A 9,629-nucleotide genomic window follows, 5' to 3' on the forward strand; every position below is an offset into this window, starting at 1 on the left:
CGCCGCCGTCGGCAACGCTGCGCTACGCCAGTTTCGTCAACGGGGTCGAGAACCCCGACGGCACCATCCGCTGGCAGCACGGGGGCGGGCGCTATCAGCTGTCGGTCGAAACCCGCATGCTGTGGTTCCGGTTCGCCTTCCACAGTACCGGGGCGCTGGGCGAGCAGGGGCTGGCGCCAGAGCGCTACGTCGAGGAACGCCGCAAGCGCAGCCAGGTGACGCGCTTCGACCGCGCGACCGGCGCCGTCGTGTTCGAGTCGCGCGGCGGCCAGGCGCCGCTGCCCGAGGGCGCGCAGGACCGCTTCAGCGTCTTCCTTCAACTGGTCGGCCTGGTGCGCGGCAACCCGCAGCGCTATGCCGCGCCGGGCGCCACCGAGACGTTCCAGGTCGCCGACACCAGCGATCTCGAGCCGATGCGCGTCCAGTATGTCGGCGAGGAGGACATCGAGATCGGCGCGGGCTTCGTGCGCGCCAAGCATTTCATCCGCCTGCCGCGCCGGGCCGACGACCGCCGCCGCGTCGAGGTCTGGTTGGCGGAATCGGTGGGCTGGATGCCGGTCAAACTGCGGCAGACCGAGCCCGACGGCACGCAGATCGATCTGGTACTGCGCGGCGCCGAGCCCTAGTCTGGAAGGATCGGAGCCGAGCGGCGTGGCCGCCGCGACGCTCCCGTGCGATGCGTCACCGCCCACCGACCCCGACAGGAGGACACGATGACCGACACCTTGCCGCCCACCGCCACGCCCGCCACCGCCCAGGGGTCAAACCCTGGCGGCAGCCCAGCCGCCCAGCCGCCCGCCGCCGAGACACACCGCGTGATCGTCGGCGACGTGACGCTGCAGGCCCGCATCGACGGCACCGAAGGCCCATGGGTCGTGCTGTGCCACGGGCTGGCTTGCGATCACACGCTGTGGGACGCCACCGCGGCCCATCTGGCGCCGCGCTATCGGGTGTTGCGCTTCGACCTGCGCGGCCACGGCCGCAGCGACGCGCCCGTGGGGCCGTATTCGATGCTGCGCATGGCCGACGACGTGGTCGCCCTGATGGACGGCCTGGACGTGCCGCAGGCGCACTTCATCGGACTTTCGCTAGGCGGCATGATCGGCCAGACGTTTGCGGTGCGCTATCCCGAGCGGCTGCACTCGCTGACGCTGGTCGCCACCGTCTGCCGCACCCCGCGCCAGGCCCATCCGATGTGGCATGAGCGCATCGGGCAGGTGGAGGCGCACGGGATGGCCGGAGTGCTTGATGCGACGCTTCAGCGCTGGCTGACCGCGCCGTACCGTGCCGCGCATGCGCAACAGGTCGAACGGATCCGCCAGATGGTGCTGGCCACGCCCGTTCGCGGCTATGTCGGCGCCTGCCTGGCGATCCTCGGTTTCGACCAGGCCGATGCGCTGGCGCGCATCCATTGCCCGACGCTGGTGGTGGTCGGCGACCAGGACCAGGGCTGTCCGGTCGCCGAGTCCAGGGCCATTGCGGACGGCATTCCGGCCGCCCAGTTCGAGGTGCTGCCGGACGCCGCCCATCTGTCCCCGATCGAGCAGCCGGAGCGGTTTCATGCGCTTCTCGACGCTTTCCTGGTCAAGGCGGCCTGCGGGGCGCAGTGCGATACCCCTTGAGCCAGGCCGGCCCGCGTAGGCGATCGGCAAGCGCTTCGTAGGACAAACCCTCTTTTCGTTGGGGAAACCGAACTTGCCGCCTTGGGGGCGGCTCCAACCTGATGAGCGGGCGCTACGGCATCGGGCACCACGCCAGCGCCCAGCGAGGCATGCGCTTGAAAAGCGTCTTCATGCCCTCAGCTTGGAGGTGAAATCGCGGAAGGAAGCCGGCGCTCCCACCGGCTGACGCAAGAATCAACAAACCTTCCGTCCGTCCCATAGCCCGGAGGTGCGCCATGCAAATGATTTATAACAGCGACAACTACTGCATCGTGGAGTTCGGTGCCGACGTCGAGCATGCCCCTCTTGCCTCCGGCGGTTACGAGATCGTCGACAAGAACATGAAGCGCGAGATCTTCCTTGGCGGCCAGCTGGCCGAGCATTTCCGCGCCGATGTGCAACGTCTGATCGAGACCGAACCGTCCGTGGAAGAGGTGGACGAATTTCTTGGCAAGTTCGATACGGTGATGACGCACTCGCTGGCGATGCACTGACGACGCACCGCCGCCGCAGAAAGCCCGCGCCATGGCGCGGGTTTTTTTATGCCTCAGTACTGCTCCCACGGCAGCCCTTCGAAGCGCCAGCCGTTGACCGTATTGCGGTGCCGCTGCGCGTCGAGATCGCCCTCGAAGCCGTGCAGCACGTTGTAGACGGTGGTAAAGCCGGCGCCTTCGAGCGCCTGCGCGGCCGCGGTCGAGCGGTTGCCGCTGCGGCAGATCAGCAGTACCGGCCGCGCCGACGCCTGCCCGGCCAGCTTCTTGACCGCCTGCACGAAGTGCGGATTGACCTCCCAGTCCGGGCCGTCGTTCCACGGCACGTTGAGGGCGCCGGTCGGGTGGCCGACGAACAGGTATTCCATCTCGCTGCGGCAGTCGATGAACAGGGCGTCGGGGTGCTCGGCCAGCAGGGCCTGGGCCTCGCGCGGGGCAAGATGTTGCATGCGGTGTCGTCGGGGTCGGGTAGGGGGCGATCTGCCCGAGTGTAGGCCCGGGCAAGCCGGGGCGGCAAGGTGCCGTAACTGATAAAATCGACCACTTTTCCAGCATCACCGAGGCCAGTGAAGCCATGAGCGCTGCATCCATCGAATCGTCCGGCACGGCGTCCGCCATCGCACCGGGCGCAAAGGCAGGTCTGCAGGCAGGCGCGCACGCGGGCCCGCAGGCCGGTCCCCCGGCCCGGCCGTACACCCGCGCCGCGCAACTGCCGCGGCTGCTGCGCGAGCGCATCCTGATCCTGGACGGCGCGATGGGCACCATGATCCAGCGCTACAAGCTGGGCGAGGCCGAATATCGCGGCGAGCGTTTCGCTGCGCATCCGGTCGACGTCAAGGGCAACAACGAGCTGCTGCTGCTGACCCGCCCGGCGGTAATCCGCGAAATCCACGAGCAATACCTGGCGGCCGGCGCCGACATCATCGAGACCAACACCTTCGGTGCGACGCGCGTCGCGCAGGAGGACTACAAGATGGCGGACCTGGCCTACGAGATGAACGTGGCCGCCGCCCGCCTGGCGCGCGAGGCCTGCGATCGCTACAGCACGCCCGAGCGGCCGCGCTTCGTCGCCGGCGCCTTCGGTCCGACGCCGAAGACCGCCAGCATCTCGCCGGACGTCAACGATCCGGGCGCGCGCAACGTCAGCTTCGAGGAGCTGCGCGATTCGTACTACGAGCAGGGCAAGGGCCTGCTGGAAGGCGGCGCCGACGTGTTCCTGGTCGAGACCATTTTCGACACGCTCAACGCCAAGGCCGCGCTGTTCGCCATCGACCAGCTGTTCGAGGACACCGGCGAACGCCTGCCGGTGATGATCTCGGGCACCGTCACCGACGCCTCCGGCCGCATCCTGTCGGGCCAGACCGTCGAGGCCTTCTGGAACAGCCTGCGCCACGCGCGCCCGATCACGTTCGGCCTGAACTGCGCGCTGGGCGCGACGCTGATGCGGCCCTATATCGCCGAGCTGGCCAAGCTGTGCGATACCGCGATCTCGTGCTATCCGAACGCGGGCCTGCCGAACCCGATGAGCGACACCGGCTTCGACGAGACGCCGGATGTCACCTCGTCGCTGGTGGACGAGTTCGCCGCGTCCGGGCTGGTCAACCTGGTCGGCGGCTGCTGCGGCACCACGCCCGAGCATATCGCCGCGATCGCGCAGCGCGTCGCCAACCGCAAGCCGCGTGCCTGGCCCGGCCAGTATCGCGACGAAGCGGACGCGGCCTGACCGGCCGCCCCGCCGCCCACGCCCACGCCACGCATCACCGGCGCGCCGCCGCACGAATCCGTCCCCGGCGCGCCGTGCATCCGATCCCGAACCTGAGTCCGCCATGTCTACCGATACCCGTCCCGCTCGTCCGATGCGCCTGTCCGGCCTGGAGCCGTTCACGCTTGGCGAGGGCAGCCTGTTCGTCAACGTCGGGGAGCGCACCAACGTCACCGGCTCCAAGGCCTTCGCCCGGATGATCCTGAACGGCCAGTTCGACGAGGCGCTGGCGGTCGCGCGCCAGCAGGTCGAGAACGGCGCGCAGATCATCGACGTCAACATGGACGAGGCGATGCTCGACTCCAAGGCGGCGATGGTGCGCTTCCTGAATCTGATCGCGTCCGAGCCCGATATCGCGCGCGTGCCGATCATGATCGATTCGTCGAAGTGGGAGGTGATCGAGGCCGGCCTGCAATGCGTGCAGGGCAAGGCCGTGGTCAACTCGATCTCGCTGAAGGAAGGCGAGGAGCAGTTCCGCCACCACGCCACGCTGATCCGCCGCTACGGCGCGGCGGCCGTGGTGATGGCCTTCGACGAGCAGGGCCAGGCCGACACGTTCGCGCGCAAGACGCAGATCTGCAAGCGCAGCTACGACATCCTGGTCAACGAGGTCGGCTTTCCGCCCGAGGACATCATCTTCGATCCGAACATCTTCGCGGTCGCGACCGGCATCGAGGAACACAACAACTACGCGGTCGACTTCATCGAGGCGACCCGCTGGATCAAGCAGAACCTGCCCTACGCCAAGGTCAGCGGCGGGGTGTCCAACGTCTCGTTCTCGTTCCGCGGCAACGACGTGGTGCGCGAGGCGATCCACACGGTGTTCCTGTACCACGCGATCGCCGCCGGCATGGACATGGGGATCGTCAATGCCGGCCAGCTCGGCGTCTACGATCAGCTCGACGCCGAGCTGCGCGAGCGGGTCGAGGACGTGGTGCTGAACCGCCGTGCCGACGCGACCGACCGCCTGCTGGAGATCGCCGACCGCTACAAGGGCGGCGGCGCGAAGCGCGAGGAGAACCTCGAATGGCGCGGCACGCCGGAGAAGCCGGTGCCGGTGGCCGACCGCCTCGCGCATGCGCTGGTCCACGGCATCACCACCTTCATCGTCGAGGACACCGAGGAAGCGCGCCAGCAGATCGCCGCGCGCGGCGGCCGCCCGATCGAGGTCATCGAGGGCCCGCTGATGGACGGCATGAACATCGTCGGCGACCTGTTCGGCGCCGGCAAGATGTTCCTGCCGCAGGTGGTCAAGAGCGCGCGCGTGATGAAGCAGGCGGTGGCGCATCTGCTGCCCTTCATCGAGGAGGAAAAGCGCCTGCTGGCCGAGGCCGGCGGCGACGTGCGCGCGCGCGGCAAGATCGTGATCGCCACGGTCAAGGGCGACGTGCACGACATCGGCAAGAACATCGTGTCGGTGGTGCTCCAGTGCAACAACTTCGAGGTCGTCAACATGGGCGTGATGGTCCCGTGCAACGAGATCCTGGCCAAGGCCAAGGTCGAGGGCGCCGACATCATCGGCCTGTCCGGCCTGATCACGCCGTCGCTCGAGGAGATGGCCTACGTCGCCTCCGAGATGCAGCGCGACGACTATTTCCGCGTCAAGAAGATTCCGCTGCTGATCGGCGGCGCGACCACCTCGCGCGTGCACACCGCGGTCAAGATCGCGCCGAACTACGAAGGACCGGTGGTCTACGTGCCCGACGCCTCGCGCTCGGTCAGCGTGGCCTCGAGCCTGCTGTCCGACGAGGGCGCTACGCGCTACCTGGACGAGCTGCGCGCCGACTACGAGCGCATCCGCACCCAGCATGCCAACAAGAAGGCCGTGCCGATGGTGACGCTGGCCGAGGCCCGCAAGAACAAGACGCCGATCGACTGGAGCGGCTACGTGCCGCCGAAACCGAAATTCATCGGCCGCCGCGTGTTCCGCAACTACGACCTGGCCGAGCTCGCCAACTACATCGACTGGGCGCCGTTCTTCCAGACCTGGGACCTGGCCGGCAAATTCCCGGCGATCCTGAACGACGAGATCGTCGGCGAGTCGGCGCGCCGCGTGTTCTCCGACGGCAAGGCGATGCTGGCGCGGCTGATCCAGGGCCGCTGGCTGACCGCCAACGGCGTGATCGCGCTGCTGCCGGCCAATACCGTCAACGACGACGACATCGAGATCTACACCGACGAGAGCCGCAGCCAGGTCGCGCTGACCTGGCACAACCTGCGCCAGCAGAGCGAACGCCCGGTGGTCGACGGCGTGCGCCGGCCGAACCGGTGCCTGGCCGACTTCGTCGCGCCGAAGGAGAGCGGCATCGCCGACTATATCGGCCTGTTCGCGGTGACCGCCGGCATCGGCGTCGACAAGAAGGAGGCCCAGTTCGAGGCCGACCACGATGACTACAGCGCGATCATGCTGAAGGCGCTGGCCGACCGCCTCGCCGAGGCCTTCGCGGAATGCCTGCACGCGCGCGTGCGGCGGGACCTGTGGGGCTACGCCGCCGACGAATCGCTCGACAACGAGCAGTTGATCGCGGAAGCCTATCGCGGCATCCGGCCCGCGCCCGGTTATCCCGCCTGCCCCGAGCACACCGTCAAGGGCCCGATGTTCCAGGTGCTCGATGCCGGCGAGATCGGCATGGGCCTGACCGATGCGCTGGCGATGACGCCGGCGGCCTCGGTCAGCGGCTTCTATCTGGCGCATCCCGAGGCGACCTACTTCTCGGTCGGCAAGATCGGCCAGGACCAGCTCGACGACATGATCGCGCGCCGGCACGAGGACCGCGCGGCGATGGAGCGGGCGCTGGCGCCGAACCTGTAACGTGTTGCGAAGCCGCGCCGCCGCCGCCGCGGCCTTCAACCGGCGGCGCGCCGCCGCAAGTCGTTGACGGGACTGGCGAAAGTCGCCGCGGCCGCGGGTTTGACGGCCTTTGCGCCGGCTCACGACTCCTTACAGCGCATTACATCTCCTCACAGCATCGCAGTGGGGTGCTCCCTAGACTGAGGACTCGCTCTCCAGGCGACAACCCGCGGCGAAAGCCTCGCCGCACAGTCATTCGAAAGGAGTACTCCATGAAGAAACTGCTGATCTCGCTGTCCGCCCTGTCGATCGCCGCCGCCTCGTCGCTGGCCATGGCGCAAGGTACGCAAGCCGGTGCGACCGGCGGCGCCGCCGGCTCGCTGACCGCCCCGACGGCGACGGCGCCGTCTGCCGGCGCGAATGCCGGTGTGAATGCGGGCGCTGAAGTGGCAGGAAGCCGCGCGAACATGGATACCGGCGTCAAGGCCGGCCTGAACGACAAGGCCGGCGAAATCGACGACACCCGCAAGAGCGCCAAGGATCGTGCCGCCACCGCCGGCGGCAAGGCGAAGTCGAAGGCCCACGACGCGCATGGCAAGACCAAGAGCAAGGCCAAGGACACCGTCGGCGCGGTCGAAGGCACCGCCGACAAGACGGTCGGCGCCGTCGGCGACACGGTCAGCGGTACCGCGGGCAAGGTGGGCGGCCTGGTCGGTGGCGCGACTGGCGGCACCTCGGCCACCGTCGGCGCGGGTGCGTCGGCGAAGGTCCAGTAAGCCGATCGCCCGCAGGGGCGCATCGATGCGCGGCGGCGAGCCGCCGCGCAAGCGAGGGGCGGCGATCCGGGATCTCCGCCCCTTTTCCGTTGTCGGCCCGCTATTGGCCCACTGCTCACAGAAGGTGGCCCCAGTTCGGTGGCCACACCGTAGCGAGTATCGAGCGGAAGCCGTCATTCCTCCTCGCCGCGGCGGCCAGGTCGGGATACATCTGCTTCTTCGTCAGCTCGTCGGTGCAGTACTTCGAAAGAAGCTGCTTGACATAGCCGGCACGCCAGGGGGACTGCTGGTCGTCCTGCAGGCGGATGGCCGCATTGCCCAACGCCGCCGCATAGCGTCTCAGCGCAAACGGACCATCATTGTGCGTGCCGAAGAACGCCTGCGAGGACAGCCGGGCCAGCACGGCGGCAAGGCACCACAGGAAATACGACTGGCATGCGGGATCGCCGCGGCCGCTCGGCATGGTGTCGAGCAGCGCCTCGAGATGGGCGGGCGTCGGGTGGACGTCCTGATCGTCGGGCACGCCACATTGTCAGCCTGACACCGACATTCCCGGTGCTTTGTAATGACTACAATGCAACAGGCCAAATACAGCCTGGCCCCGGCGTCCGGGCAATACCATCGCAGGGGGGAAACTTTGATGATTCGCGTCCTGATCGCCGACGATCACCAGATCGTCCGTGCCGGTCTGCGCCAGTTCATTTCCGACGAACCGGATATTCGCGTCGAGGGCGAAGCGGCCAGCGGCGACGAAGTGATGGCGCGCCTGCGCGAAACCGAGTTCGACGTGGTGGTGCTCGACATCTCGATGCCCGACCGCAACGGCATCGACGTACTGAAGCTGATCCGCCAGCGTCATCCCGACCTGCCGGTGCTGATCCTGTCCACCTATCCCGAGGACCAGTACGCCATCAATCTGATCCGTGCCGGCGCCTCCGGCTACCTGACCAAGGAAAGCGCGCCCGACGATCTGGTCAAGGCGATCCGCACCGTGGCCCAGGGGCGGCGCTATGTCAGCCCGACCGTGGCCGAGCTGCTGATCGGCGGGCTGGAGAAGCCGACCGACCAGCCGCTGCACCAGACCCTGTCGAAACGCGAATTCCAGATCTTCTGCAAGCTCTCGCGCGGACAGTCCGTTTCGGTGATCGCCGACGAGCTGTTCCTCAGCGTCAAGACGGTCAGCACCTACCGCTCGCGCATCCTGGAAAAGATGGGCATGAAGACCAACGCCGATCTGACCTATTACGCGATCAAGAACGGCCTGGTCGAGTAGGCGGCACGCCGTTCGTCCCGGCAGGGACGGGGCCGGCGGCGGTGCTGTAGGACGGACCCGGATACCTGGCCCCTGGCCCCATTGCTACCATCGAACCATGTTGGATCAAGCCGCGGCGACTCCCTACCGTACGCTGCGGGTCTTACTGATCGAGGACTCGGCGGTCCTGCGGAGCATGTTGCTGGAGTACTTGAACGCATTCTCCTTCGTCGAGACCGTCGATTGGGCGGATACCGAAAGCACCGCCATCCGCCTGTTCGAAAGCGGCAGGTATGAGGTCGTCATCGTCGACCTGCAATTGCGTCAGGGCAACGGTATCAACGTGCTGCGGGCGATCCAGAAGGCGCAGGCGCCGGGCATCCGGATCGTCTACACCAATCATGCGCAGGTGCCCACCTACCGGCGTCAGTGCGCCGAGGCGGGAGCCGACTATTTTTTCGACAAGTCGCTCGAGCTTGAACAGGTATTCCGCGTGATCGAGGAATACGCCCAGGCACCGTCCTGAGTTCGAAACGAACGGCTTGTGGCTGGCGGCCAGCGACGACGACTCGTGCTGAGCTCCATCGACCGATCCTTGGGCAGCAACTGTTTTTCCCGTCGCGGCAACGCGCCGCACCCCCTCGCTAAGCAAAGGAGATCGTCATGAAAAAGCTGATCGCGCTGTTCGCTCTTGCCGGTGTCACGCTGATTACGGGTTGCAACACCATCGCCGGCGCCGGCAAGGACGTCGAAAGGGGCGGCGAGAAGGTGCAGGGAGCGGCGGAGGAAACCAAACGCAAGATGTAATGCGCCGCGACGCAGCCAGCAGAAAAAAGGAGCCTTCGCAGGCTCCTTTTTTTATGCCCCTTGCCCGTGCTGGGATGTCCCCGCGGGGC

Annotated in this window: 11 protein-coding genes; 9 read left to right on the plus strand and 2 right to left on the minus strand. The window is 67.4% G+C overall.

Annotated features, from left to right (window positions below; translation table 11 throughout):
- From AC6EI8_RS20220 to AC6EI8_RS20230, 3 genes are all read left to right on the plus strand, one after another.
- Window positions 1-626 (plus strand): DUF3108 domain-containing protein (locus AC6EI8_RS20220; RefSeq protein WP_498382713.1); only part of this gene is annotated, 626 nt, incomplete at its 5' end.
- 189 nt (window positions 627-815) lie between these two features.
- Window positions 816-1,622 (plus strand): 3-oxoadipate enol-lactonase, encoded by an 807-nt coding sequence (gene pcaD, locus AC6EI8_RS20225; protein WP_498382715.1) that lies wholly within the window; start codon window positions 816-818, stop codon window positions 1,620-1,622.
- A 275-nt stretch (window positions 1,623-1,897) separates the two neighbouring features.
- A complete protein-coding gene (locus tag AC6EI8_RS20230; RefSeq protein ID WP_149317315.1) occupies window positions 1,898-2,155 on the plus strand; it encodes a BTH_I0359 family protein in 258 nt (85 codons plus the stop codon).
- A 53-nt stretch (window positions 2,156-2,208) separates the two neighbouring features.
- On the opposite strand, the gene AC6EI8_RS20235 is transcribed toward AC6EI8_RS20230, so the two are convergent.
- Window positions 2,209-2,601 carry a rhodanese-like domain-containing protein gene (locus tag AC6EI8_RS20235; protein ID WP_149317314.1) on the minus strand — a complete coding sequence of 131 codons (393 nt, stop codon included), beginning with the start codon at window positions 2,599-2,601 and terminating at the stop codon, window positions 2,209-2,211.
- 125 nt (window positions 2,602-2,726) lie between these two features.
- Between AC6EI8_RS20235 and AC6EI8_RS20240 the strand changes: the two genes are divergently transcribed.
- The 3 genes from AC6EI8_RS20240 to AC6EI8_RS20250 all read left to right on the plus strand — a co-directional run bounded on the left by AC6EI8_RS20240 (window position 2,727) and on the right by AC6EI8_RS20250 (window position 7,481).
- A complete protein-coding gene (locus tag AC6EI8_RS20240) occupies window positions 2,727-3,875 on the plus strand; it encodes a homocysteine S-methyltransferase family protein (protein ID WP_226107963.1) in 1,149 nt (382 codons plus the stop codon).
- A 103-nt stretch (window positions 3,876-3,978) separates the two neighbouring features.
- Window positions 3,979-6,726, plus strand: coding sequence for a methionine synthase (gene metH, locus AC6EI8_RS20245; RefSeq protein WP_150082714.1), 2,748 nt, complete (start codon window positions 3,979-3,981; stop codon window positions 6,724-6,726).
- Window positions 6,727-6,977: 251 nt separating this feature from the next.
- The gene (locus AC6EI8_RS20250; protein WP_150082715.1) at window positions 6,978-7,481 is read left to right on the plus strand and encodes a hypothetical protein; all 504 of its coding nucleotides are present in this window, start codon (window positions 6,978-6,980) and stop codon (window positions 7,479-7,481) included.
- A 115-nt stretch (window positions 7,482-7,596) separates the two neighbouring features.
- On the opposite strand, the gene AC6EI8_RS20255 is transcribed toward AC6EI8_RS20250, so the two are convergent.
- A complete protein-coding gene (locus tag AC6EI8_RS20255; RefSeq protein ID WP_498382714.1) occupies window positions 7,597-8,004 on the minus strand; it encodes a hypothetical protein in 408 nt (135 codons plus the stop codon).
- A 117-nt stretch (window positions 8,005-8,121) separates the two neighbouring features.
- On the opposite strand from AC6EI8_RS20255, the gene AC6EI8_RS20260 reads away from it, so the two are divergent.
- The 3 genes from AC6EI8_RS20260 (at window position 8,122) to AC6EI8_RS20270 (ending at window position 9,540) form a co-directional block, all read left to right on the plus strand.
- A complete protein-coding gene (locus tag AC6EI8_RS20260; RefSeq protein ID WP_006579377.1) occupies window positions 8,122-8,754 on the plus strand; it encodes a response regulator in 633 nt (210 codons plus the stop codon).
- A gap of 97 nt (window positions 8,755-8,851) precedes the next feature.
- Window positions 8,852-9,259 (plus strand): response regulator, encoded by a 408-nt coding sequence (locus AC6EI8_RS20265; protein ID WP_023263511.1) that lies wholly within the window; start codon window positions 8,852-8,854, stop codon window positions 9,257-9,259.
- Between the two features lie 137 nt (window positions 9,260-9,396).
- Entirely contained in the window at window positions 9,397-9,540 is a 144-nt protein-coding gene (locus AC6EI8_RS20270) for an entericidin A/B family lipoprotein (RefSeq protein ID WP_149317310.1), read from the plus strand.
- Window positions 9,541-9,629 lie beyond the last annotated feature (89 nt).

This window comes from Cupriavidus sp. R6-3, from assembly GCF_059772245.1.

Excerpts from the sequence above, each read along its gene's own strand:
- AC6EI8_RS20230 (WP_149317315.1), top strand. The coding sequence starts at position 1,898 with ATGCAAATGATTTATAACAGCGACAACTACTGCATCGTGGAGTTCGGT.
- AC6EI8_RS20235 (WP_149317314.1), bottom strand. The coding sequence starts at position 2,601 with ATGCAACATCTTGCCCCGCGCGAGGCCCAGGCCCTGCTGGCCGAGCAC.
- AC6EI8_RS20240 (WP_226107963.1), top strand. The coding sequence starts at position 2,727 with ATGAGCGCTGCATCCATCGAATCGTCCGGCACGGCGTCCGCCATCGCA.
- metH (WP_150082714.1), top strand. The coding sequence starts at position 3,979 with ATGTCTACCGATACCCGTCCCGCTCGTCCGATGCGCCTGTCCGGCCTG.
- AC6EI8_RS20250 (WP_150082715.1), top strand. The coding sequence starts at position 6,978 with ATGAAGAAACTGCTGATCTCGCTGTCCGCCCTGTCGATCGCCGCCGCC.
- AC6EI8_RS20260 (WP_006579377.1), top strand. The coding sequence starts at position 8,122 with ATGATTCGCGTCCTGATCGCCGACGATCACCAGATCGTCCGTGCCGGT.
- AC6EI8_RS20265 (WP_023263511.1), top strand. The coding sequence starts at position 8,852 with ATGTTGGATCAAGCCGCGGCGACTCCCTACCGTACGCTGCGGGTCTTA.
- AC6EI8_RS20270 (WP_149317310.1), top strand. The coding sequence starts at position 9,397 with ATGAAAAAGCTGATCGCGCTGTTCGCTCTTGCCGGTGTCACGCTGATT.